Origin of the sequence: Thermophilibacter immobilis (genome assembly GCF_015277515.1) — a bacterium.
Lineage (GTDB): Bacteria > Actinomycetota > Coriobacteriia > Coriobacteriales > Atopobiaceae > Thermophilibacter > Thermophilibacter immobilis.
In genome coordinates this window covers 1,208,666-1,233,350 of sequence record NZ_CP063767.1, presented here as the reverse complement: position 1 = coordinate 1,233,350, position 24,685 = coordinate 1,208,666, and the positions used below count along the sequence as shown (strand labels likewise).

General features: G+C 70.2%; 20 protein-coding genes and 1 tRNA gene. 15 read left to right on the top strand and 6 right to left on the bottom strand.

Annotated elements, in window-relative coordinates; genetic code table 11:
• Positions 1-10 precede the first annotated feature (10 nt).
• From aroC to INP52_RS05485, 6 genes are all read right to left on the bottom strand, one after another.
• Positions 11-1,126 carry a chorismate synthase gene (aroC, locus tag INP52_RS05510; protein ID WP_194369776.1) on the bottom strand — a complete coding sequence of 372 codons (1,116 nt, stop codon included), beginning with the start codon at positions 1,124-1,126 and terminating at the stop codon, positions 11-13.
• Complete coding sequence (gene aroA / locus INP52_RS05505; protein ID WP_194369774.1) at positions 1,126-2,439, bottom strand: 3-phosphoshikimate 1-carboxyvinyltransferase; 1,314 nt, start codon at positions 2,437-2,439, stop codon at positions 1,126-1,128. Before aroA ends, aroC begins: the two co-directional genes overlap by 1 nt.
• Positions 2,436-3,557, bottom strand: a complete 1,122-nt coding sequence (gene aroB, locus INP52_RS05500) for a 3-dehydroquinate synthase (protein WP_194369772.1) — start codon at positions 3,555-3,557, stop codon at positions 2,436-2,438. The genes aroA and aroB overlap by 4 nt, the downstream gene beginning before the upstream one ends.
• Positions 3,557-4,456 carry a prephenate dehydrogenase gene (locus INP52_RS05495; RefSeq protein WP_194369770.1) on the bottom strand — a complete coding sequence of 300 codons (900 nt, stop codon included), beginning with the start codon at positions 4,454-4,456 and terminating at the stop codon, positions 3,557-3,559. The genes aroB and INP52_RS05495 overlap by 1 nt, the downstream gene beginning before the upstream one ends.
• A 3-nt stretch (positions 4,457-4,459) precedes the next feature.
• A complete protein-coding gene (gene aroF, locus INP52_RS05490) occupies positions 4,460-5,479 on the bottom strand; it encodes a 3-deoxy-7-phosphoheptulonate synthase (RefSeq protein WP_194369768.1) in 1,020 nt (339 codons plus the stop codon).
• Positions 5,480-5,684: 205 nt separating this feature from the next.
• Positions 5,685-5,758 (bottom strand) — tRNA-Arg (locus INP52_RS05485).
• A 388-nt stretch (positions 5,759-6,146) separates the two neighbouring features.
• Here INP52_RS05485 and INP52_RS05480 point away from each other — a divergent pair.
• From INP52_RS05480 to proB, 15 genes are all read left to right on the top strand, one after another.
• Entirely contained in the window at positions 6,147-8,549 is a 2,403-nt protein-coding gene (locus tag INP52_RS05480) for an HAD-IC family P-type ATPase (protein WP_194369766.1), read from the top strand.
• Positions 8,521-11,193, top strand: a complete 2,673-nt coding sequence (gene acnA, locus INP52_RS05475; protein WP_194369764.1) for an aconitate hydratase AcnA — start codon at positions 8,521-8,523, stop codon at positions 11,191-11,193. Before INP52_RS05480 ends, acnA begins: the two co-directional genes overlap by 29 nt.
• 24 nt (positions 11,194-11,217) lie before the next feature.
• A complete protein-coding gene (locus INP52_RS05470; RefSeq protein ID WP_194369762.1) occupies positions 11,218-12,222 on the top strand; it encodes a zinc ribbon domain-containing protein in 1,005 nt (334 codons plus the stop codon).
• A 224-nt stretch (positions 12,223-12,446) separates the two neighbouring features.
• A complete protein-coding gene (locus INP52_RS05465) occupies positions 12,447-12,995 on the top strand; it encodes a peptidylprolyl isomerase (RefSeq protein ID WP_194369760.1) in 549 nt (182 codons plus the stop codon).
• A gap of 30 nt (positions 12,996-13,025) precedes the next feature.
• Positions 13,026-14,333: a tetratricopeptide repeat protein gene (locus INP52_RS05460; RefSeq protein WP_194369759.1), complete on the top strand. Its 1,308-nt coding sequence runs from the start codon at positions 13,026-13,028 to the stop codon at positions 14,331-14,333.
• A 10-nt stretch (positions 14,334-14,343) separates the two neighbouring features.
• Entirely contained in the window at positions 14,344-15,387 is a 1,044-nt protein-coding gene (mreB, locus tag INP52_RS05455; RefSeq protein WP_194369757.1) for a rod shape-determining protein, read from the top strand.
• Positions 15,388-15,389: 2 nt separating this feature from the next.
• Positions 15,390-16,400 carry a rod shape-determining protein MreC gene (gene mreC, locus INP52_RS05450; RefSeq protein WP_194369755.1) on the top strand — a complete coding sequence of 337 codons (1,011 nt, stop codon included), beginning with the start codon at positions 15,390-15,392 and terminating at the stop codon, positions 16,398-16,400.
• Between the two features lie 10 nt (positions 16,401-16,410).
• On the top strand, positions 16,411-16,956 hold the full coding sequence (mreD, locus tag INP52_RS05445; protein ID WP_194369753.1) for a rod shape-determining protein MreD: 546 nt from the start codon (positions 16,411-16,413) through the stop codon (positions 16,954-16,956).
• A gap of 7 nt (positions 16,957-16,963) precedes the next feature.
• Complete coding sequence (mrdA, locus tag INP52_RS05440; RefSeq protein WP_194369751.1) at positions 16,964-19,003, top strand: penicillin-binding protein 2; 2,040 nt, start codon at positions 16,964-16,966, stop codon at positions 19,001-19,003.
• 12 nt (positions 19,004-19,015) lie between these two features.
• Complete coding sequence (locus tag INP52_RS05435) at positions 19,016-20,215, top strand: FtsW/RodA/SpoVE family cell cycle protein (RefSeq protein ID WP_194369749.1); 1,200 nt, start codon at positions 19,016-19,018, stop codon at positions 20,213-20,215.
• 33 nt (positions 20,216-20,248) lie between these two features.
• Positions 20,249-21,187 (top strand): hypothetical protein, encoded by a 939-nt coding sequence (locus INP52_RS05430; protein WP_194369747.1) that lies wholly within the window; start codon positions 20,249-20,251, stop codon positions 21,185-21,187.
• Positions 21,188-21,408: 221 nt separating this feature from the next.
• Positions 21,409-21,717, top strand: a complete 309-nt coding sequence (gene rplU / locus INP52_RS05425) for a 50S ribosomal protein L21 (protein WP_194369745.1) — start codon at positions 21,409-21,411, stop codon at positions 21,715-21,717.
• Positions 21,718-21,754: 37 nt separating this feature from the next.
• Positions 21,755-22,003 (top strand): 50S ribosomal protein L27, encoded by a 249-nt coding sequence (gene rpmA / locus INP52_RS05420; protein ID WP_194369743.1) that lies wholly within the window; start codon positions 21,755-21,757, stop codon positions 22,001-22,003.
• Positions 22,004-22,204: 201 nt separating this feature from the next.
• Positions 22,205-23,566, top strand: a complete 1,362-nt coding sequence (gene obgE / locus INP52_RS05415) for a GTPase ObgE (RefSeq protein WP_232364367.1) — start codon at positions 22,205-22,207, stop codon at positions 23,564-23,566.
• Positions 23,563-24,675, top strand: a complete 1,113-nt coding sequence (gene proB, locus INP52_RS05410; protein WP_194369739.1) for a glutamate 5-kinase — start codon at positions 23,563-23,565, stop codon at positions 24,673-24,675. Before obgE ends, proB begins: the two co-directional genes overlap by 4 nt.
• Positions 24,676-24,685: the final 10 nt, after the last annotated feature.

Genomic DNA, 24,685 nt, shown 5'->3' with positions numbered 1-24,685 from the left:
GGGGACGTGCCTACTCGGCGGGCCAGGCGAGAAGCGCGTCGGCCACGGCCAGGGCGCAGACGCCCTCGACCACGGGGACGGCGCGGATGACGGCGGTGGTGTCGTGGCGGCCATGGATCTTGAGCTTGGCGGGCTCCATGGTGGTCAGGTCGACGGAGTCCTGCTCGACCATCACGCTCGAGATGGGCTTGAGGGCACAGCGCACGTGCAGGGGCGCGCCCGTGGTGATGCCGCCGAGGATGCCCCCGGCGTTGTTGGTGGCCGGCACGCAGGTGCCGTCGCGCACCTCGTAGGGGTCGTTGTTCTGGGTTCCGCGCAGGCGCGCGACCTCGAAGCCGCGCCCGAACTCCACGCCCTTGACCGTGGGGATGCCAAACAGGGCGCGCGCGAGGGTGTTCTCCATGCCGTCGAACATGGGCGAGCCCACGCCGGCGGGAAGCCCCGTGGCCACGCACTCGATGACGCCGCCCACGGTGTCCTTCTTCGAGCGGGCGTCCATGACGGCCTCGGCCATGCGCCGTCCGGCCCCCTCGTCGATCGTGGGGAAGTCACGGCCGTCGGCTAGCGCTGCCATCTGGCGGGCGAGCTCGGCCTGGGCGGCGGGGGAGTTGTCGAGGGCGCGGAGGGGCTCGTCGGCGATGCCCGCGAGCTCGGCGACGTGGGCGCGCACGTCGACGCCCTGGGTGGCGAGCCACTGCAGGGCCAGACCCCCTGCCAGGCACAGGGGCCCGGTCAGGCGACCCGAGAAGTGCCCGCCCCCGGGGACGTCCTGGGCGCCGTGCCACTTGGCCCAGGCGGCGAAGTCGGCGTGGCCCGGGCGCGGGACGGCCATGAGGTTGTTGTAGTCGGCCGAGCGCGTGTTGGTGTTCTCGATGAGGGCGGCCAGGGGCGCGCCGCAGGTCTCGCCGCGTGGGTTGAGGCCGCTCACGATGCGCGGGACGTCTGGCTCCTTGCGCGGGGTGCCCCAGGGGGCCTTGCCGGGGGCGCGCCGGGCCACGAAGGCCGCGAGGGCCCCCTGGTCCACGCGCAGGCCGGCTGGCAGGCCCTCGATGACGCATCCGACGGCGGCGGAGTGGGACTGGCCGAAGATCGTGACCTTGAGGGCGCAGCCCAGAGAAGACGGCATCAGCTCTCCTTTCTGACGGCTCCGCCCAGGGTGGCGAAGTCCTCGAAGAAGGCGGGATACGACTTGGAGACGCACTCGGCGCCCACGATGGTGGTGGGGCCCGAGCAGCGCGTGGCGAGAACGGCGGCCATCATGGCGATGCGGTGGTCGTTGGCGGCGTCGACGGTGCCGCCGGCGAGCTCGTCGGTGCCCTCTATGACAAGGCCGTCGCCCGTGACCTCGGCGCACCCGCCCAGGGCGTTGACGGCGGCCGAGACGGTGGCAAGGCGGTCGGACTCCTTGAGGCGCAGCCGCGCGGCCCCCACGACGTGCGTGGTGCCCGTGGCGACGGCGGCCACCGCGGCCAGGGGAGGCACGAGGTCGGGGCAGCTCTTCACGTCGAGGATGCGCCCCGCCAGGTGGTCCGGGGCGCAGGCCACGCTGGCCCTGCTGCGCACGATGCGCGCGCCGAGCAGGGCCAGGGCCCCCAGGATCTGGCGGTCGCCCTGTGCGCTCTGCACGTCTGCACCGGTGACGGCGACGCCGTCGGCGCCCAGGGCGCCGGCCGCGAGCCAGAACGCGGCGTTGGACCAGTCCCCGCCCACCTCGACCGTGCCGGGGGAGACGAAGCCGCACGGTGCGTCGACGACGAAGAGCCGCGCGGGGCTGCCGCCCTTGGTGGTCGCGGGCCCCTCGCCCACCTCGACGCCGAAACGGGACAGCGCGTCCATGGTCAGGCCCACGTACGGGCGCGACTCGACCGGCTCGCTCACCAGGACCTCGACGGCGCCGCCGGTGAGGGGGGCCGCCATGAGCAGACCGCTCACGTACTGCGACGAGACGTCTCCGGGCAGCTCGAAGCGGCCGGCCCCCAGGCGGCCCCCCGTGGCGAGCGGCATCCGCCCCTGCGCCGAGAGCTCGCAGCCGTGGGCGACGAGCCCCTCGTAGAGCGGGGAGAGTGGCCGCTCAGGGAGCCGACCGCGGCCCGTGAGGCGCGCCTCGGCGCCGAGGGCGCAGGCGACGGGCAAAAGGAAGCGCAGGGTGGAGCCGGACTCGCCGCAGTCGAGAAGCGCGCCCTGCGCGGGACGGGGCCGCCCCGAGGCGTCGCGGGGCAGGCCCACCACGCGAAAGCCGCGCCTCGTGCGGGCCACGTGCGCGCCGAGGGCCTCGAGGCACGAGACGGTGGCGTCGATGTCGGCCGAGGTGGTCGCGCAGTCGACGTCGGTGGTGTCCGCCGAGAGGGCGGCGCAGATGAGCAGGCGGTGCGCCTCCGACTTGGACGAGGGCGCCCGGACCTCGCCCGTCAGGGCTCCGGGGTCGATGACGAGGTTCATGCGCCTCGCACCCCGCAGCCGAGCTCCACGAGCTGTGCCAGCTCCTCGAGGCTTACGGTGCGCAGGCGGACGCGGGCGATCTCCTCGGGCACGACGATGCTGACCGTGGCACCGTGACGTTTCTTGTCGTGGGCGACATAGCCCATGAGGACGTCGTGGGAAAGCTCGGTGTCCGCGGGCAAGCCGTGAGCGATCACGCAGCGCTCGATGCGCTCGCAGGTCTGCGGCGAGCACCACCCCCTGCGCTCGGAGGCGCGCGCCATGCAGCACAGGCCCGCCGCGACGCAGGATCCGTGGCCGAGCGAGAAGTCGCTCGCGGCCTCGATGGCGTGGCCGATCGTGTGGCCGAGGTTGAGCGTCTGGCGCAGGCCGCTCTCGCGTTCGTCGGCCGCGACGACGTCCCTCTTGATGGAGACGTTTCTCGCGACCACCCGGGCCATGCGGCTCTCGTCGGTCTCGGGGCCGTTGAGGGGGCTTCGCGCGAGCTCGTCGAGGAGCGCGGCGTCGTCGAGGACCGCGTGCTTTATCACCTCGCCGCAGGAGTCCGTGAGCAGCGCAGGCGAGACCGTGGAGAGGCAGCGCACGTCGGCCACGACGGCCGCGGGCTGCCAGAAGGCCCCCACGAGGTTCTTGCCGGCCGCCAGGTCAACGGCGGTCTTGCCACCGACCGACGAGTCGACCATCGCGAGCAGCGACGTGGGAACCTGGACGACCTCGCAGCCGCGCAGGTACAGCGCGGCCGCGAGCCCCGCGATGTCTCCGGTGACGCCGCCGCCCAGGGCGATGACGACGTCTGCGCGCCCGAGCTCGCGCGCGGCGAGGCCCTCGAGCAGGTCGGCGAGGACGGGGAGTCGCTTGGAGCCCTCCCCGGCCGCGAAGACGAGGCGCTCGGCGACGTCGTAGCCGGCGGCGGCGAGGGACTTCTCGGCCGCGTCCGCGTAGAGGGGGGCAACGTTGGTCTCCGAGATCACGCAGCAGCGCGCGCCGCCTGCGCTGGCACGGGCGATCGCTCCCAGCTGGCAGAGGTTCCCGGCACCCACGTGGACATCATAGGGGCGCGAGCTCGTGTCCACGTGGATGACGCTCTTCTCGGCACATTGTTTGTTCTCGAGTGTCATCAGACCTCGTCCTCCCTCTCGTCGGAGCGCTTGAGGCGGTCCCCCTCGGCGAGGAGCTCGGTGAGGCGCTCGGCGTCGCGCGCCTCGAGGGCCTCCTTGTAGCGGTTGAGCGCGCCCACGAGGGTGCCGATCTCGGATGCGAGGTTGTCGGCGTCGTCCAGGAACAGCTCGCACCACATCTGGGGGTTGAGCCGTGCCACGCGCGTGAGGTCCTTGTACGACCCCGCCGAGAACCCCTCGTGCCGCGCGAGCGTGGGGCTCTTGACGTAGGCGCTGGAGACCACGTGGGCGAGCTGCGAGGTGTAGGCGATGACCTCGTCGTGGCGCTCGGGTGTGGTGACGGTGAGGCGCCCGAAGCCGCAGGGGGCCAACAGGCCCTCGAGGCGGTCGACGAGCGCGAGGCAGGTCACGCCGCGCACCTCGGGCGGCGGGCACACGACCAGGGGCGCGCCCTCGAACATATCTGCCCGGGAGTGCGCGTAGCCGGAGAACTGCGTGCCGGCCATGGGGTGGCATCCCAGAAAGGTGATGCCGGCCGCGCGCGCGATCTCGAAGCAGGGCTCGCAGACCGAGCGCTTGACGCCGCCCGTGTCGATGACGATGGCGTGCGCGCTCACGAGGTCGGCGTGCGCGTGCAGCCAGTCCACGCAGCCCTCAGGGTAGCAGGCGAGCACGACGAGCTCGCAGGTGCCCACGAGCTCGTCGGTGAGCGTGCCGGCCGTGGTCTCTATGGCCGCGAAGCGCTCGATGTCCTCGTCGAGGTCGAGAGCGTAGACCTCGCGGCCTGCGCGTGACAGCGCACGGGCGATTGAGCCGCCGATGAGCCCGAGGCCCACGACGCCCACGCGCCCGGCGACGACGCCGCTCTTCTCGGCGGGGCTCTGAGCGTCTTGCGCCATGGGCTACTCGACCTCCATCATGATTGCCTCGCGCACCTTGGCGACGCGAGTCATGGTGTCGGCAAACTGCGCGGGCGTGAGCGCCTGGGCACCGTCCGACCAGGCGTGCTTGGGGTCGTCGTGCACCTCGATCTCTAGGCAGTCGGCCCCTGCTGCCGTGGCGGCCAGCGCCATGGGGCCCACGTAGCGCGTGTGGCCGGTCGCGTGACTCGGGTCGGCGCAGACGGGTAGGTGCGTGAGGTCGTGCAGCACCGGCACGGCGTTAAGGTCGAAGGTGTTCCTCGTGCGGGTCTCGAAGGAGCGGATGCCCCGCTCGCAGACGATCACGTTGGGGTTGCCCTCGCTCATGACGTACTCGGCGGCCATGAGCAGCTCGTCGATCGTGCCGGCGATGCCGCGCTTGAGCAGGATGACGGCGTCGGTCTTGCCGACCTCCTTGAGCAGGGGGAAGTTCTGGGAGTTGCGGGCCCCTATCTGCCAGACCTCGATCTTGCGGTCTAGGAACGCCCCCACGTCGCGCGGGTCCATGATCTCGGTCACGACGGGCATGTCCAGCTCGGCGCGCGCCTCGCAGAGCAGGTCGAGGCCCTCGGTGCCCATGCCCTGGTAGGAGTAGGGGGAGGTGCGGGGCTTGTAGGCACCCCCGCGCAGCATGGTGGCGCCGGCGGCCTTGACCTCGCGCGCGATGCGGATGAGGCTTTCGCCCTCGACCGAGCACGGGCCAGCGATGACCTGGAAGTGGCCGGCGCCCACCAGGACGCCGCGGCCGCAGTCTATGACGGTGTCGTGCGGGTGGAACTTGCGGTTGGCCTTCTTGAACGGCTCCGAGACGCGTTGGACGCGCTCGACGATGTCCATGCCCTCGATGAGGTAGGGGTCGATGAGCGTGGTGTCACCCACCAGCCCGATGATGGTGGTGTTGTCTCCCCTGGAGATGTCCGTCTTGAGGCCCTTGCTCTCAATCCACCCGACGAAGTGGGCGATCTGCTCGGGCGTGGCCGTGTTCTTGACGACTGCGATCATTGTGCTCTCCCGTGGCTCTTCTGCGAAAAGTTAGTGGATAGTATCATAGCGTCGTTGCGCGCCGGTTACGTGGGGCGTCCCGGCGCTCGAAGCCTACGACGAGCTCTTCGTGAGGGGCTCGGAGTCGGGGGCCCAGGGCAGAACCTGTGCGGGAACAAAAAAGCGCCCCGGACACCGGAGGGTGTTCGGGGCGCAAGCATGCAGGTGCGCCCAGGGGGATTCGAACCCACGACCTTCTGCTCCGGAGGCAGACGCTCTCATCCACTGAGCTATGGGCGCAATGCGTGAGCTAGTATACCCAATCGGGCGCTCGGCGGGGGAGCTCGCCAAAATCGCTGCGGTGGCGGCTGCGCGCCGACGTCTGACCTCACCTGCTCGGCTTCTCGCGCCGATAAGTTCTCACTTTTGTGAAAGCACTGCCTGCTGGAATGTATAGAGATTCTCGAATGCCCCGTTGTTCTCGAGACTTGGTGCATATATTTCACCCGCGCTCTCACAAAAGTCGCAGATGCCGGGGGCGCGGCGCGGCGGGAGGCCTCCGTCCGCTCGTGGCATCATTCTGACGTTCTCGTAAGGTTGCCCCGTGACGCCGCGCGCGCGGACGCGCAACCGCGAGAATGAGAAGGCTTTCGGACAGGTCTCGGCACACGCGAGGGAAGAGGGGCGCATGCGAGAGAGAGAGGGCGGACTCGCCGGTCTCAGCGAGGCCGAGGTGGCCGAGCGGGTGGCCGCGGGGCGCACGAACGCGAACACCGACGTCAGGACCAAGCCAACCGGCGAGATCGTGGCCGAGCACACCCTCACGCTCTTCAACGGCGTGAACCTGGCCCTGGCGCTTCTCGTCATCCTGGCCGGCGAGCCCAAGAACCTGTTCTTCATGGTCGTGGTCGCGGCGAACCTCCTGATCGGCGTCGTGCAGGAGCTACGCGCCAAGCGCACGGTCGACAAGCTCACGATCCTCACGCAGCAGGAGGTCACGGTCGTCCGCGCCGAGGGCGAGCGCTCCCTCGACCCCCACGACCTGGTCCTGGACGACCTGGTGCGCCTGTCCCACGGCGACCAGGTCCCCGCCGATGCCGTCATCGTCTCGGGCTACGTGAGCGTCGACGAGAGCCTGCTCACGGGCGAGGCCAAGCCGGTCTCCAAGGGCCCGGGGGACGAGCTGCTCTCGGGGAGCTTCCTCGACGCCGGCAGCCTCGTGTGCCGCGTCAACCGCGTGGGCGCCGAAGGCTACGCGGCGCGCATCAACGCCGAGGCCAAGTACGTCAAGCCCGTGGCCTCCGAGATCCTTGAGACCCTCCAGGCGATCATCAAGCTGGCCAGCGTTGCGCTCGTGCCCCTGGGCCTGGGGCTGTTCCTGCGCACGCTGCTCATGGACGCCGCCACGGTCGAGGATGCGATCCTGGCCGCCGTGGCCGCCGTGCTCGGCATGATCCCACAGGGGCTCATGCTGCTCACCTCCTCCATCCTCGCCATCGCCACGACGCGCCTGGGGAGAAGAAACGTCCTCGTCCAGCAGCTCTACTGCGTCGAGGCCCTCGCGCGCGTGGACACGCTGTGCCTCGACAAGACCGGCACGATCACCACGGGCGAGATGGAGGTCTCCTCGATCGTCCCGGCCGTGGGCGTCGACGAGGCCGATGCCGAGTGCGCCCTCGTCAGCATCTCGACGGCGAACCGGGAGGACGCGAACGACACGGACCGCGCCCTTCTGTGCTATGCCGCCGAGCGCGGCGTGCGAGCGCTGAGCGCGCGGCGTCGCGTGGCCTTCTGCTCGGCGCGCAAGTACTCGGGCTGCGTCTGCGAGGACGGTCGCGCCCTGGTGATGGGAGCTGCATCCTTCGTGCTCGGAGCCGAGCGCGCGCACGAGGCCGATGCGCTCGCGCGGGCCTTCGACGCGACCGAGCGGGTGCTCGTGGTCGGGGAGGTCCCCGGCCTCTCCGCGGACGGTGGGCTCGAGGGGGACGTGCGCCTGCTCGGGTGCGTGGCCATACGCGACCAGATCCGCGACACGGCCGCCGAGACCATGCGCTACTTCCGCGAGCAGGGCGTCGAGCTCAGGGTTATCTCCGGGGACGACCCGCGCACGGTCTCGGCGATTGCCGCGCGCGTCGGCGTGCCCGACGCGGAGCGCTTCGTGGACGCGACCACGCTCGGCACGCCCGAGGCCCTCGCCGAGGCCGCGCGCACCTGTCGCGTCTTCGGGCGCGTGACGCCGCAGCAGAAGCGCGACCTGGTCCGCGCCCTGCACGAGCACGGGCGCACGGTCGCCATGACGGGCGACGGCGTGAACGACGTGCTCGCCCTGCGCGAGGCGGACTGCTCGGTCTGCCTGGCCTCGGGCTCGGCCGCGGCGCGTAACGTCTCGGAGATAGTGCTCGTCGACAACGACTTCGCGCACATGCCCGAGGTCGTCGCCGAGGGCCGTCGCTCGATCAACAACCTGCAGCGCTCGGCCGTGCTCTTCCTCGTCAAGACCGTCTTCACGGCGGCCCTCGCGCTCATCTGCATCATCATGCCGCCCTACCCGTTCCTCCCGATCCAGATGTCGCTCATCTCGGTGGCCATCATCGGTCTGCCGTCCTTCGTCCTGGCGCTCGAGCCCAACCACGAGCGGGTGCGCGGGGGCTTTCTGGCAAACGTGCTCGCGCGCTCGCTTCCCGCCTCGGCCGCCATCGTCTGCGGCCTGTTCGTGGAGCTCGTCTGCGCCCGCGCGCTGGGCTACTCGTTCGAGGAGATCTCGACCGTCGGCACGATCTTGGTGACGGCCGTGGGTGTGGTGCTCATCTGGCGCATCTCCCAGCCCCTCACCCCCCTGCGCGTGCTTCTTCTCGCCGTGGTCATCGGCATTGTTGCGGGTGGGTGTATACTCCACGCCCCGTTCTTCGAGATTGCTCACCTCCGCACTAACATGGTGGTCGTATCCCTTGCCGCCGGGGCTCCCGCGGTGGCATTCTTCAACTGGCTCTACGATCGCTCGCTCGCGAGCTACGAGACGGACGAGCGCTTTACGCGCCTCGTCAGCAGACTGGAGGGCACCCATGACCATCGCAGAAACCGTGGACTTTAGCGACGCGGTACGCACCGCGCGCCGGCCCGTGCGCATCGAGGAGGCCGGTATCGAGCGGCTCGTCTATCGCGTCGGCGCCATTCCCGGTGCCGAGCGGCTCCCGCGCGCGCTCGTGTGCCTGCTCGAGAACGTGGTGCGCCGCGCCGAGACTGACGACGACGCCATCCGCATGGCTGACGCCGTGGTGTCGGCCGGGCTCGCGGGCGCGTCCGGGGCGGAGGTCTCGTTCATGCCGGCGCGTGTGCTCTTCCAGGACTTCACCGGCGTCCCCGTCTTCGTGGACTTCGCCGCCATGCGCGACGCCATGGTCGAGCGCGGGGGAGACCCGATGCGCGTCAACCCACAGATACCGTGCACCCTCATCGTCGACCACTCCGTCATCGCCGACGTCGCCGAGTGCCCTTCGGCCGTCGAGAAGAACCAGGAGCTCGAGGCTGCGCGCAACCGCGAGCGCTTCTCGTTTCTCAAGTGGGCGGCCTCCTCGTTCGAGAACGTCCAGATTGTGCCCCCCGGCGAGGGCATCTGCCACCAGCTTAACATCGAGCGCTTCTGCGAGGTCGTGACCACCGATGCGCAGGCGAGAGAAGAGCTCCCCGTGGCCTGCTTTGACACACTCGTGGGGACTGACTCTCACACCACCACGGCCAACGGCCTGGGGGTCCTGGGCTGGGGGGTCGGCGGCATCGAGGCGGAGGCGGCCTCGCTCGGCCAGCCCATCTCCCTGCTCGTGCCCCCCGTCGTCGAGCTCAGGCTCGAGGGCGCACTTTGCGCTGGCGTCTCGGGCATGGACCTCGCCCTCAGCGTGGCCGAGCTCCTGCGCGCCCAGGGCGTCGTCGGCGCGCTCGTCGAGGTCACGGGGCCGGGCTCGCGCTCGCTGTCCGCCACGCAGCGCGCCTGCGTGGCCAACATGACGCCGGAGTACGGGGCCACCGCGACCCTCTTCCCCGTGGACGACGTTACCTGCGACTACCTCGCCCTCACGGGCCGCGACGCCCAGAAGGTCGCGTTCGCCCGCGCCTACCTCGAGGCGCAGGGGACCTTCGGCGACGCCCCGGGCCGCACCTACGCGCGCACGCTCGCGCTCGACCTCGCCCGCGTGGAGCCCTCGCTCGCCGGCCCCTCGCGCCCGCACGACCGCGTGGGCGTGGCGGGGCTCAAGGAGCGCTTCGAGTCCTGCGCTCGCGCGAACGGGCGCACGCCCGGGCAGACGGTCGAGGTGGAGGGGGTGGGGCCCCTGGCCCATGGTGCCGTGGCCATCGCCGCGATCACGAGCTGCACCACTGCCACGGACCCGGCCATGATGGTCGCCGCGGGTTTGCTCGCCCGCCGCGCCCGCGAGCGCGGGCTTCTTGCCAAGCCCTGGGTCAAGAGGATCCTCGCGCCCGGAAGCCACGCCACCGAGCTTTTGCTCGAGCGCTGCGAGCTGCTGGGCCCCCTGCGGGAGCTGGGCTTTTTCACCTGCGGCTTTGGGTGCATGAGCTGCATCGGCAACTCGGGGGAGATCAAGGCCTGCCTCAAGGCGCACGCCGGCGAGCTTGAGCTCGCGAGCGTCCTGTCGGGGAACCGCAACTTCGAGGGGCGCATCTCTGTCGACGTGAGCCAGAACTACCTCTGCCAGCCGGCCCTCGTGGTCGCCTACGCGCTCGCCGGCACCGTCGACGTCGACCTCACGAGCGAGCCGGTGGGCGTGGGCGCGGACGGTGCGCCCGTCATGCTCTGCGAGCTCATGCCCACCGACGAGGAGGTGCGCGCCCTTCTGTCCGCGCACCTCGATCGGACGCTCTACGCCGAGGGGACGGCCGGTCTCTTCGAGGGCTCCGCCACCTGGAGGAGGATCGAGGCCACCCGCTCGGCGACCTTCCCGTGGGACGGGGGCTCCACCTACGTGAGGCGCGCCCCGTACTTCGAGCTCGCGCACGCGTCAGACGTCATCGAGGTCAGGGGGGCCCGCGCGCTGGCGCTTCTCGGCGACTTCGTGACGACCGACCACATATCCCCGGCCGGCTCCATCGCGCAGGACTCCCCGGCGGCGCGCTACCTCGAGGAGCGCGGCGTGGCACCGGCGGACTTCAACACCTACGGCTCGAGGCGCGGAAACCACGAGGTGATGGCGCGCGGCACCTTCGCCAACGTCAAGCTCAGAAACGCGCTCGCCGAGGGTCGCGTGGGCGGCTGGACGCGGGACCTCACCTCTGGCGAGATCGTGCCCATCTTCGACGCGGCCCGGGGCTATCGGCAGGCCGGCGTCCCCCTCGTGGTCGTGGCCGGCAGGCTCTACGGGTCCGGGTCGAGCCGAGACTGGGCCGGCAAGGGCCCGCTGCTCCTGGGCGTGCGAGCTGTCATCGCGCAGAGCTTCGAGCGCATCCATCGCTCGAACCTCGTCCAGATGGGCATCCTGCCGCTCCAGTTCCTGGAGGGCCAGGGCGCCCAGAGCCTCGGCATCACGGGCGAGGAGACCTTCGACCTCGAACCGGTTGACTTCTCCCGAGGGCTGCCCCGCCCCCGGACGCTCACGGTGCGCGCCACGCGCGGCGACCAGACTTCCTTCAGCTTCGCGTGCGTTGTGCGCGTCGACACCCCAATGGAGGGGGCCTTCCTCGCCCGGGGTGGTATTCTTCCGTACGTCCTGGACAATCTGGCCTAGGTGGAGGGGGAGAAGGTGTCGTCCATGCGCTGTCCCAGCTGCGGCATGAGGGTGCCGGACGGCTCCCTCAGCTGCCCGTGGTGCCACGCCGACCTCGGGCTCACGCAGAAGATATCGCTCGGCGAGGCCTCGTGGTGCCCAACCTGCGGCGCGCTCGTCGCCCCCGGCGCCGAGACGTGCCCCAAGTGCGGCTCGGCCCTTCCCCGGGAGCCGGCGGCGCGCGCCACACGCGACCTCGACCTGCCCCAGATCGGAAACACGAGCGAGATGCGCGCGCTCGCCGACGACGCCGGCAAGACGGGGGTCATCACCCGCATCGAGAGCGCCATCCCCGCCGGCGACGCCGACTCGTCGCCGGCGGCCCGCCACGACCGCATGCCCCGCACCCGCGTCTTCCTCTTCGCGGCGCTCGCCGCCGTCGTGGTGGTGGGAGGGGCGACCCTACTGATCACGCATCCCTGGGATCCCGACGCCACGCAGACCAAGGCGACGACCCCCGCCGATACCTCCCAGTCGGGCTTTCCCGGCTTCCTTGACCTGCTCAGCGGCCAGGACCGCTCCGAGGCGGCCTCCTCCTCGGACGCGTCCGACGCGGCCTCGACCGCCGACACGGACGAGGTCTTCTCGGCCATCTCGGCGGCCTACGAGAGCCTGGGGGACCTCTCCGCGCGCGTGGACGCCAACGAGGAGAGCCTGCGCTCCGACGGCGTCTCCGCCGACGCCGACGCGCGCGCCTCCGGCCAGGCCGACGCGGCCGACCTCTCGATCGAGGTATCCAACCTCATCTCGCAGATCCAGTCGCTCGACGACGGCGCGGGCGCCTACACGTCGACGATCGACAACCTCGAGACGCTCGGCAACTGGCTGCGCAACCGCTGCGACGCCCTGGGCAGGTCGTGGTCGATCTCCGTCGCCTCGGCGGACCCCGTCTCCGACCGCGAGAAGATCCTCGCCCCGGCGGAGGCCGCGCAGAGCTACGCGACGCTCTTCTCGCAGAGCTACGCGTCCTGGGAGCCCCAGAGCTCCTAGGCCGCTGCGCGGGCGCACCGCGCTCGGCCCCCATCTTCGCGGCGAGCCTGCCTCTGCGCACGGATCGGGCCCCCGCATGTCGTTGTGCGCATGGGGGCAGGCCCGGGCGCGTCGCACGTCGCCCACGTCTGCCAAATGTGTGAAACACCGGACTTCCTGCTAAGATTGCATAGTTACAGCCAAAGGGTGGACGCGCATGCGCCACGCTCGAATCAGGAGGGGACATGGGCTTCATCCAAGACCCGCTCTACACGCCGTCCTACAAGACCACGGGAGACGAGGTCGCCGTGTTCGACACCGCGCGGGGCACCATCCGCGTGGCGCTCGACGCCGAGGGCGCCCCCGTTCACGTCGCCAACTTCTGCGAGCTTGCCGAGGCGGGCTTCTACGACGGCCTGAAGTTCCACCGCCACGTCCCCGGCTTCGTCATCCAGGGGGGCTGCCCCCACACGCGCGACATGACGAGCGAGCAGGTGGCCGCGGGGGCCTCCGGTCCCACCGGGCTTCCCGGCACGGGCGGCCCCGGCTACCGCATCCGCCAGGAGTACGCGACCAACCCGCGCAACTCCCACGTCGACCGCGCGCTGGCCATGGCCCGCTCGGCGGACCCCGACTCCGCGGGCTCCCAGTTCTACTTCTGTCTCGGGGCCCAGCACGGCCTCGACTCGGGCTACACGGTCTTCGGCACCACCCTCGAGGGCGCCGACGTCATCGGCGCGCTGCGCCAGGGTGACACCATCAACTCCGTTAGAATCGAGCACGGCCGCGCCTAGCCGCGCGCTCGCACAGTCTTGGAGGGCATCGTGAACCAACAGGCATACGAATCCGGAAAGCGCGCCTACCAGAGCGCGGACTGGCTGGGCGCCGTGACGCACCTCGGCGAGGCCGTCCGCCCCGGCGAGGTCTCCGGCGAGGTCGACCACCTGCGCGGCAACGCCTACATGAAGCTCGGGCAGTTCGACGCGGCGGCCGCGGCCTATGGCTCTGCGCTCGCCGACGGCGCCTACGGCAAGCGAGGGGCGCTCAGCTGCAACCGCGGACGCGCCCTGCTCGCCGCCGGGCACCTCCCCGAGGCGATCGCGGCCCTCACCGAGTCCGTGGCCGACACCTCCTACGCGACCCCCTACAAGGCCTACCTGGCTCTCGGCTCAGCCTATGAGCGCTCCGGCGACGCGCGCAGCGCGGGCATCGCCTACCGCAGCGCCGCCATCGACGAGACCAACCCCGCGCCCGCCGTGTCCCTCTCCAAGCTGGGCAGCTGCTTCATGCGGCTCGGTCGCTCCGTCGACGCCGTCGAGGCCTACCGCACCGCGCTCGACTTCACGACCCCGCTCGAGAGCCAGTCGAGGGTCTGGTGCGACCTCGGCTTGGCCTACGTCGCGGCAAACCGCATGTCCGAGGCCGTGGACGCCTTCGCGCACGCCGCCTCCGACACCTCGTTCACGTTCTCGCCGGAGGCCCAGGCCTCCTATGACGCGGCGCGTAAGGCCGTGGCCTCCTTGGGCGATCGCCGCCCCTCCGAGACCGACGCCTTTCTCGCCGCCGCGGGCTACGGGGCGGGCTACGACCCGCTCGACCCCACGGGCTCCTCGGGCGAGCTCATGCCGTCTCCGGAGGACACGGGCTTCTTCTCGGTCACCGAGGAGGACCTCATGGCCGCCGACAAGAAGGAGCGCAAGGTCAGGAAGAAGCACCGCCACACGGGACTCAAGGTCTTCATCGCGATTCTCGTCGTGCTCCTGCTCGCCGTGGGTGCCTCGGTCTTCGCCTACACGAGGGGCTACGGCTGGCCCACGCAGCAGGCCGTCTCCGAGGAGCTCTTTGCCGCCAAGACGAGCGGGTCGGACCTGGCCTCCTACGTCGTGAGCGGCACCTCGACCGAGCAGATCCAGGAGATGAGCGACGCCCTGCCCTCGGGTGCCACCGTCTCCGTCAACGGGGTCGACCAGACCATGACCGACTCGACGGTCCATCTCACCGCCGCTCTCGCCTCGGGCGGGGAGCAGGACTACGTCATCTCGATGAAGCGCGACGGCATCAGCTGGAAGGTCGCCTCGGTCACGCCCGAGTACGCCTCCCAGTCTGGATCAGGCAACACCTCGACTGACTAGGACCAAGGCAATGTCAATCTTTGACTCCCTCTTTGGAGAGTACGGCGGCGACCTCGCGATCGACCTCGGCACCGCCAACACGCTCGTCGCGGTGCGTGGCCAGGGCATCGTCATCAACGAGCCCTCGGTCGTGGCCATCGACAAGTCCGAGAGCCGCGTTCTGGCGGTGGGCGCCGACGCCAAGCGCATGATCGGCCGCACACCCGGCTCCATCATCGCGGAGCGCCCGCTCAAGGACGGCGTCATCGCCGACTTCGACGTCACCGAGGTGATGCTGCGCTACTTCATCGAGAAGGCCCGCGACCGTCACTATCCGTGGTCGCCCCGGCCGCGCGTCGTCGTGTGCGTGCCCTCGGGCGTCACCTCCGTCGAGAAGCGCGCCGTCTTCGAGGCCACCATCCAGGCCGGGGCGCGCCAGGCCTACCTCATCGAGGAGCCCATGGCCGCTGCCATCGGCGCCGACCTGCCCATCGAGGACCCGACGGGCTCCATGGTCGTCGACATCGGGGGCGGCACCACCGAGGTCGCCGTCATCTCGATGGGCGGCATCGTGGTCTCCCAGTCTATCCGCACGGCCGGCGACGAGTTCGACCAGACGATCCTGGAGCACGTCCGCGACGCCTACAACCTCTCCATCGGCGAGCGCACGGCCGAGGACATCAAGATCAAGGTCGGCTCCGCATCCTCGCTCGCCGAGGAGCTCGACGTCGAGGTCAACGGCCGCGACGTCATGAGCGGCCTGCCCAAGACCGTGCGCATCGAGAGCGAGGAGATCCGCCGCGCCCTCGACCGTCCCCTCGACGAGGTCACCAAGGCCGTCAAGGACGCCCTCGACGTGACGCCGCCGGACCTCGCCTCGGACCTCATGTACTACGGCATCCTGCTCACGGGCGGCGGCGGCCTTTTGCGCGGTCTCGACCAGCGCCTGCGCGAGGAGACCGGGGTTCCCGTCAACGTGAGCCCGACCGCCCTGGAAAACGTCGTCAACGGCTGCGCCAAGGTCCTCGAGGCCAACGCCCTGTCCGGCGGCTTCGTCCAGAGCGCGGGCCAGTAGGCGTGCCTTACTCCGGAAGGGGTCGGACGGCGTCGCCGACCATCGGCAGCAACCGGCAGTCGAGCGGCACCCGCACCCTCGCGGCCTGCGTCGCGATCTCGCTCGCGCTCTTCACCCTGAGCGTCCGGATGGGGGCGAGCGGCCCCCTGGAGGGCGTGCGGGGGGCCTTCTCGCTCGTCACCACCCCCGTGCGCTACCTCGGCGCGACGGTGGCGGCGCCCTTCCAGGGCATCGGCAACGTCGTGACCAACCTGACCGCCGACCAGGCCACGCTCTCGGAGCTCCAGGACCAAAACGCGCAGCTCCAGGCCAGAAACGTCGAGCTCGAGGAGGCCGAGCAGGAGGCCGAGCGCCTGCGTGGCCTGCTCGACCTCTCCGACGCGAACAACCTGCAGTCCACGGCCGCGCGCATCATCTCGGGGTCGACCGACTCCTGGAGCACCACGGTGACCATCGACAAGGGAACCTCCTCGGGGCTCTCGGCGGGCATGCCCGTGACCTCCGAGAGCGGCGTGATCGGCCAGATCGTCACCTGCGGCGCCACCACCTCGACCGTGCGGCTGCTCACCGACGAGAACTCGGCGATCTCCGCGATGACCCAGTCGAGCCGCGCCCAGGGCATGCTGTGCGGCTCGGCGTCGGGTCAGGTCAACCTCACGCTCGTGCGGACGAGCCAGTCGGTGTCGGTGGGAGACGTGGTCGTCACGAGCGGCCTGGGTGGGGTGTTCCCCAAGGGCCTGCCCATCGGTAAGGTCACGAGCGTGGAGAACAGCCCCGGGTCGCTCTACCTCAGCGTCGTCGTGGAGCCCCTCGCCCAGAGCGGCTCCTACGAGGAGGTCCTCGTGATCACCTCGCTCACCGAGGAGCAAAAGGCCACCGCCGACGACATAACGGCCGCGGACGCGCAGGAGAACGACGACGCCGCCTCGGCGCAGGCCGAGACCGATGCCGACGCGGCCGCCACGACGGACGCGTCGGCCGAGGGCACCGCGACCACCGCGACGACGGAGTAGGGGAGGGGCCATGCAGGTTGCGAACAAGAACCGAGAAACGAAGGGCGTGACGCTTCTCGCCATCGGCTGCGCGGTGCTCCAGCTGGCCCTGGCACCCAACGTGGGCCTCGGCAACGGGCGGGCCAACTTCGCCCTCGTCTTCACGGCGTGCGTTGCGCTCTCCCTGGGCGGGCGGCGCGGCGTCGTCTGCGGCTTTCTGGCGGGGCTCTTCTTCGACCTCTCCACCACGGGGCCGATCGGGCTCATGGCCTTCTGCCTGACCGTCACCTCCTACGTGCTCGGCCTCGAGGGGAGAAACCGCATGGCCGGCGACCTCGCCAACTCGATGATGCTCTTCTCGGCCTCAGCGCTCGCGGTCTCGTTCGCCTACCACCTCGCCATGCTGCTCGTGGGACAGGCGAGCTCGCTCATAGACGTCCTGATCTTCAGGACGCTGCCCACCGCGGCGCTCTCCATCGTGGCCTTCCTGCCGTTCGCCTACTACTACGCCCGGGTGCGCACCTCCGGCCCCAGCCTCGGCGGGCAGGGCGGTCACTTCTCGCGGCGGGGGCTCTAGGGGCGCCATGAACCTCTCCCTCGTCATCGTCATCGTCTGCGCCCTCGTCGCGCTCGTGCTGCTCGTGGTCTTTCTCGTCTACGGGCGCTCTGAGGTCAACTTCACCATTGACATCGGCGGCGCCTCGCCGCGCGCCCAGGGCGGCTCGGACTCCTCCGTCGAGAAGACCCTGTCGGCGCGGCTCACGGGGCTCGCCGTGAGCGTGGGGGCGGTCTTCGCGGCGCTTCTCGCCAAGCTCTGGTCCATGCAGCTCGTCTCGACGGACGAGTACTCCCAGCAGGCCGAGTCCAACCGCACGGGGACCGTCTACACGCAGGCCCCCCGCGGGCGCATCCTGGACCGCAACGGGGCCGAGATCGTCACCAACCGCCCGAGCCTCACGGTCGTGGCCGGCTCGGAGATCCTCGACGACGAGGTCGAGATGCAGCTCCTGGGAAATCTCATCGGCATGCCCTGCCAGGCCGTGCGCCGCAAGGCTCAGGACACGAGCGAGGGCTACCAGAGCCTGCGCACGATCTCGGTGGACGTCTCGAGGAGGGTCGTCGCGTTCGTCGGCGAGCACGCGCAGAGCTTTCCCGGCGTCGTGATCCAGCAGCGCACCCAGCGCTCCTACCCGCATGGGTCGCTCGCCGCGCACGTGGTGGGCTACACCGGCACGGTCACCTCCGACCAGCTGGCCGCGAGCGCCGACGCCGAGGAGGGCGCCATCACCTACCGCTCGGGCGACGTCGTGGGCCAGTCGGGCGTCGAGCTCGAGTACGAGAGCGTGCTCGCGGGAGTGCGCGGCGAGCAGACCGTTCACGTGGACGCGAATGGCAACGTGCTCGACTACGCCACGAGCATCGAGCCCCAGGCGGGCTCGGACCTCGTGCTCACCTTGGACCTCGGTGTCCAGACGGCCGCCGAGGAGTCCCTCGCGCGCGTCATGGAGCAGGTGCGCCAGGAGGGCTACGACGCCACGGGCGGCTGCGTGGTGGCGATCGACTGCACCAACGGGGAGGTCATCGCCCTGGCGAGCGCCCCGACCTTCTCGCCCTCCGTCTTCACGGGCGGCATCTCCGGGGCAGACTGGGACTCCCTGTCGGCCGAGGATGCCCACTACCCGCTCATGAACCGTGCCATCGCGGGGCAGTACCCCTCGGGCTCGGTCATCAAGCCCCTCACCTCCTTTGCGGCGCTCGGCAACGGCATCGCCAACGCAGGCTCCAGCTGGTACTGCACGGGCACCTGGACGTGGTCGGGCAGCGCCGACGACTCGACGGTCATGAAGTGCTGGTGGACGTCGGGGCACGGGTCCATAGACCTCCCGAACGGCATCACCTTCTCGTGCGACGTCGTCTTCTACGAGATCGGCAAGGGCTTCTACTACTCGGACAACCCCGAGGGCATGCAGGAGACCTTCCGCGCCTACGGCCTGGGATCGGCCACGGGCATCGACCTGCCTGGGGAGGCCGCCGGGCGCGTCCCCGACGCCGCCTGGAAGTGGGACTACTTCAAGGCCCTGGGCTACGCGGACGAGGACTGCACCTGGAAGGGCGGCGACAACTGCAACATCGCCATCGGCCAGGGAGACATGCTCGTGACCTGCCTGCAGATGGCCTGCAGCTACTGCGGCATCGCCAACGCAGGCCCCGTCTGGCAGCCGCACGTCATGAGGGGGGTGCGCAGCCGGCTCGGGGAGGGCTTCGTCTCCGAGTACCGCACCACCACCACGCGCACGGTCGACGAGGACCAGGAGTGGCGCGACCTCGTGGCCCAGGGCATGTACGGGGTCGTCTACGAGGAGGACAGCGCCCAGGCCTCCCACTGGACCAACCTCAGCGTCACCGTGCGCGGCAAGACCGGCACGGCCGAGCAGCCCACCGGCGACCCCATCGGGTGGTTCGTGGGCTACGCGCCCGCCGACGACCCCAAGTACGTCGTGGGCGCCAACATGGACCGCGTCCTGCAGGGGGCGAGCTCGGCCATGTACGTGGTGCGCGACGTCTTCGGGGCCATCTACGGAGAGCCGGACACGTCGTCCGAGTCGACCTCGAACGCTGACTAGGGAGGAGCCGCCATGGCACGTGACATCGCAGGTCCCGCAGGGCTCCTCGCACGCTTTGGCGGAGGCTCGAGGGGGGCCGCCCACGCCCGCGTGAGCGGCAGGCGCGGCAGGCTCGACCGCCTCTACCTCTCGCAGCTGATTCCGGCCCTGCTCACGGTGATCGTCGGCATCGTCACGATCTGGTCCGCCTCGCTCACGATCTCCGACGCCAACTTCGTGAGCTACCTCGCCGGCATCGCCCTGGGCCTGGCGGTCGCCGTCGTCATATGGCGCTACGACTACCGCGCGCTCTCCAACATGACGGTGGCTCTGTTCGTCCTCGCCTGCGCCCTGTTCCTCCTACCCAAGGTCCCGGGAGTGGGCTGGGAGGCCAAGGGTATGGTCGGCTGGGCCAAGGTCGGGCCGATTCGCTTCCAGCCCTCGGAGCCGGCCAAGGTCGTGACCGTCTTCCTCATGGCCTCGGCCGCGGCGCAGTACAACGGCAAGATCGAGACCTTCAGGGACTACGCCAAGCTCTGCGCGACGCTGCTCGTCCCCCTCGTCATGATCTTGTCCTACGACCTGGGGACGGGCCTCATCATCTTCGTCATCGGGGCGGCGATCATCATCTGCAGCGGTGCGCCGCGCCGCTGGGTAATCGCGACGATCGCGCTCATCGTGGGGGGAGCGGTCTTCGTGGTCATAACCTCCATGATCGACGGGCTCCCTCACATCCTTAAGGAGTACCAGCTCAAGCGTCTCACCGTCTTCATGGACCCGGCCTCCGACACCTCCGATGACGGCTACAACCTCCTGCAGGCCAAGATCGCCGTGGGGTCGGGGGGCTTCTTCGGCAAGGGGGTGGGAAACGCCACGCAGGCCGCAGGCGGCTTTTTGCCCGAGGCGCACACCGACTTCGTCTTCGCGCTGTTCGCCGAGGAGTTTGGCTTTTTGGGGTCGATCGTGCTCCTGGGCCTGTTCGCCTGGATGATCTTCTCCACCGTCCTGCTCGCGATGAGGATGGAGTCGACCTTCTCCAAGCTCGTGCTCGTGGGGTGCGTGGCCATGTGGACGTTCCAGGTTCTTGAGAACGTGGGCATGTGCATTGGTATGATGCCCATCACGGGCATCCCGCTGCCGTTCGTGAGCTACGGCTCGTCCTCGATGATCACGCAGCTCGCATCCGTCGGGGTGGTCCAGTCCGTGTGGCGGCACCGTCAGAAGGCGGCCTAGGAAAGGGGCGCGGCCCCGAAGGGAGGGACTCGTATGGCAAAAAAGAAGACGGCTACGGCGACGAGGTTCTTTGAGGTGCTCTCCTCGGGCAAGGACGCCTTCAGGGGGCAGGACGAGGCCATCGTCGTGCGCGTCCACGTGGACCCCACGTGCCCTCGCGAGCTCGCGCTCGCCGTCAAGGGCTCCCTCGTCGCCGAGAGGCCGGGCGGCGTGGTCGAGGTCAGGGGCCTTGTCGGCGCGCCCGCCCTGGACCCGGCGCCTGACGTGGCGCTCGTGCTCGTGGGCTCCTCGGACGTCTCCTCGCTCGTGGCGTCGTACGCGCGCGCGGGCGTCTTCGTGGGCCTGGTCGTCGAGGGCGCCCTCGACGCACCCGACCTGGGACTGGACGAGCGCTCGTCTGCCCGCGTCGGCGTCGTCGCCGCATCGAGCGCATCCGCGCTCACCGACAAGCTCGGCGCCTGGCTTGCCTCGGTCAGCGACAAGCGCCTCGCCCTCGCCGCCAACTTCGCCTTCTGTCGGCGTGCCGTGGTCGACGCTCTCGTCCGGCGCTGCGCGCTCGAGAACGCGGCCGTGGGGGCCGTGAGCCTCGTTCCCGGCTCCGACCTCCCGCTCATGTGCGCCAACCAGGCAACCCTCGCGCTCGACATCGCGGCGGCATACGGGCGCGCCCTCGCACCCGCGCGCGCGGTCGAGCTCGCCGGGGTCGTGGGGGCGGGCTTTGCCTATCGCGCTGTCGCGCGCACGGCTCTCGAGCTGATCCCCGGCCTCGGGGGCGCGCTCAAGGCCGGCGTGGGGTACTCGGGCACCCTGCTCACGGGCCATGCGCTGCGCCTGCGCTTCGAGGCAGCAGACGAGCACCGCCGCGCCCCCGCAGCCACGGGTGACGCAGGAGCCTCCGTCCAGCGACCCTCCTTTCGCGAGGCCGCCGACGCGCGTGACGGCTACGTCACGATCGGCAACGAGCGCGCCTGAGGGGTTGCGCGCAGAAGATGGGCGTCTTGTGGAGCCGACCCCGACGTTCGGGCCGGACGCGCGCGTATCAGTATCCTTAGCGGGGCTTCGCGCCCCGGCACGGCCCGCACCCGTCTTTTCCCTTACGGTTTCGCAGGTCATGTCAACTTTTTGTTGACGAGCCAAGGCGCTGCTAGTAATATGAAGGACTGTTGCACTCACAAGCAATGAAGGGTTCCCACATGTACGCAATCGTAGCAACTGGTGGCAAGCAGTATAAGGTTGCCAAGGGCGACGTCATCGACGTCGAGAAGCTCGACGCGCAGCCTGGCGACAAGGTCGAGCTCCCCGTCCTTCTCCTGAACGACGGCGCCAAGACCATCGTTGGCTCTGCCCCTCTCCAGGACAAGAAGGTCACCGTCGAGGTCGTCGAGCAGTTCAAGGGAGAGAAGGTTCTCGTCTTCAAGCTCAAGAAGCGCAAGCGCTACCATCGCGCCAATGGTCATCGCCAGATGCTGACGAAGGTCAAGGTCGTTGAGATTCCCGCGTAGTTCTCGTCTCTTCCTCGAGTAGAAGGCAGGTTCTTCCATGGCTCACAAGAAAGGTCTCGGCTCGTCTCGCAACGGTCGCGATTCCAACTCCCAGCGCCTGGGCACCAAGCGCTACGCCGGCCAGGCCGTGAAGGCCGGCGAGATTCTCGTCCGTCAGCGCGGCACGCGCATCCATCCCGGTGACAACGTGGGCATCGGCAAGGACGACACCCTGTTCGCCCTCACCGCCGGCACCGTCGAGTTCACCCAGGGCGTCCAGCACAAGGTGCACGTCCGCGAGGCCTAAGGGCTCTCAGGCACGCGCAGGCCCCGCTCCGGCGGGGCTTTTTTATTATACGGCCCTTTGAGGCTCCCTGGGGGCCGGGTCGCGCACGCGCGACGGAGTTGCCGTACCATGGAGGCCCAATCGAAGGAGGCTCACGTGGAGAACACCTTCACCGACCTTTCCCACATAAACGTACGTGGCGGCGACGGCGGCGCGGGCTGCATGTCCTTTCGCCGCGAGGCGTTCGTTCCCCGGGGCGGCCCGGACGGAGGCGACGGCGGGCACGGCGGCAGCGTCATCGTGGAGGCCGACCCCCAGCTCTCCTCCCTCATCGACTACCGCTACAAGCACCACTTCCGTGCTGAGCGCGGCACGCACGGCCAGGGCGCGCGCCGTCACGGCTCCGACGGCTCCGACCTCCTCCTGCGCGTCCCGGTAGGTACCGTCGTGCGCGAGCTCGACCCCCAGACCCAGGAGCCCCTCTACGACCTCGCCGACCTCACCCAGCCGGCCGAGCGCATCGTCGTGGCCCCCGGCGGCGCGGGCGGCCGCGGCAACATACACTTCGTGACCTCGGTGCGTCGCGCCCCGGCCTTTGCCGAGAAGGGCGAGCCCGCGCGCGAGCACTGGATCGAGCTCGAGATGAAGCTCATGGCCGACGCCGCCCTGGTGGGCATGCCGTCGGTGGGGAAGAGCTCGATCATCGCCCGCATCAGCGCGGCCAGGCCCAAGGTCGCCGACTATCCCTTCACGACGCTCGTCCCCAACCTGGGCGTTGCCCGTGCCGCGGACGGTCAGTCGTTCGTCTGCGCTGACGTGCCGGGCCTCATCGAGGGAGCGAGCGAGGGCAGGGGCCTCGGCCACCAGTTCCTGCGCCACATCGAGCGCACCGCCCTCATCCTTCACGTCGTCGACCTCACAGGCGGCTACGAGGGTCGCGACGCGGTGGAGGACTACCGCGCCATCAACGAGGAGCTCGCGGCCTACGCCTCAGAGCTCGCCCTGCGCCCGCAGATCGTGGTCGCGAACAAGCGCGACCTGCCGGACACTGCGGACGCCGCCCATTGCCTGCGCGAGGCCGCCGAGGCGGATGGCCGCGCCTTCTTCGCCGTCTCGGCGGCCACGGGCGAGGGCCTCGACGCGCTCGTGTCCGCCTGCGCCTCGGAGGTCTCCCGCCTCAGGGCCGACCTCGCCCAGGGCGCCCCGGAGCTCGACCTCACCTCCACGTGGGAGCGCGACCGGCAGCGCCGCGAGCGCCGGCTCGACGTCGTGCGCGAGGAGCGCCACGTCTGGCGCGTGAGCGGCCCGGCGATCGAGCGCATGGTCATCCAGACGGACTGGGAGAACGACGAGGCGGTCTCCTACCTGCAGCACCGCTTCGAGCGCTCGGGCTTGGACGCGGTGCTGGCCAAGGCGGGCGCCACGAACGGCGACGAGGTCCGCATCCTCGGCTTCGCCTTCACCTACGAGGGCGCCGACGAGCGCGGGGACTCCGAAGACGCCGCCCCGGACTTCGACGAGCTCGCAGTTGACGAGCTCGCAGCCGACGAGCTCGCAGGCGACGAGGAGGGCGACGCCCAGTGAGCTCCGGCAAGCTCGTCGTGGTCAAGCTCGGCTCGTCGACGCTCGTGGACGAGGGCGGCGCGCTCGACCGCTCCTTCGTCCGCTCGCTCTGCGACCAGATCGTCACCCTGCACCAGGAGGGCATGCGCGTCATCGTGGTGTCCTCCGGTGCCGTGGCCGCCGGCCGCGAGGTCCTGGGCTTTTGCGAGCGCCCGCGCGACATCGAGTCCCTGCAGGCCTGCGCCGCCGCCGGCCAGGCCCGGCTCACCCAGGCCTACGCCGACGTCCTCGCCGAGTGCGGCGTGAGCTGCGGCCAGGTCCTGCTCACGCGCCGCGACGTCGTCGACCGCGAGGGCTACCTCAACGCCCGAGGTACCCTCATGCGCCTGCTCGACCTGGGCGCCGTTCCCATCGTCAACGAGAACGACACCGTCTCGGTCGCCGAGTTCGCCTTTGGCGACAACGACATGCTCGGCGCCATCGTGGCGGCCCTCGTGGGGGCCGACCTCTACGTAATCTGCTCGGACGTCGAGGGGCTCTACACCTCCAACCCCCAGAGTGACCCCTCGGCCCGGCTCGTCGAGCGCGTGAGCGAGGTGGACGCGCGCACCCTGTCCATGGCGGGGGGCGTGGGAACGTCATTTGGTACCGGGGGGATGTCGTCCAAGCTCCGGGCGGCGCGCGCGATGCTTGCCGTGGGCGTCCCTACCGTGATCTGCCAGGGAAGAAGGCCGACCGCCCTCGTCGACGTCGCCCACGGCGAGCGGCTGGGGACACGCTTTGAGGCCCCCGCGGACGCCCCTCACGAGGGCGGACGCAAGCTCTGGATAGGCCTCGCCGAGGTCCCGCACGGCACGCTCACCCTCGACGAGGGGGCCACGCGCGCCGTCGTCGAGCGCGGGGCCTCGATCCTGCCCGTCGGCGTCGTCGCGACGCAGGGTGACTACGCCGCGGGAGACGTCGTCACCGTGACCAATCGCGCGGGGCTGGTCATCGGACGCGGCGTGGCACGCTACGGTGCCAAGGACATGGATCGCGTGCGCGGCCTCAAGCTCAACGTCGTCGCGCGCTTCCTGGGCACCGAGCGCGCGCAGCCCGCAGTCCACAGAGACGACCTGCTCGTCTTCTAGGAGGGAGAGA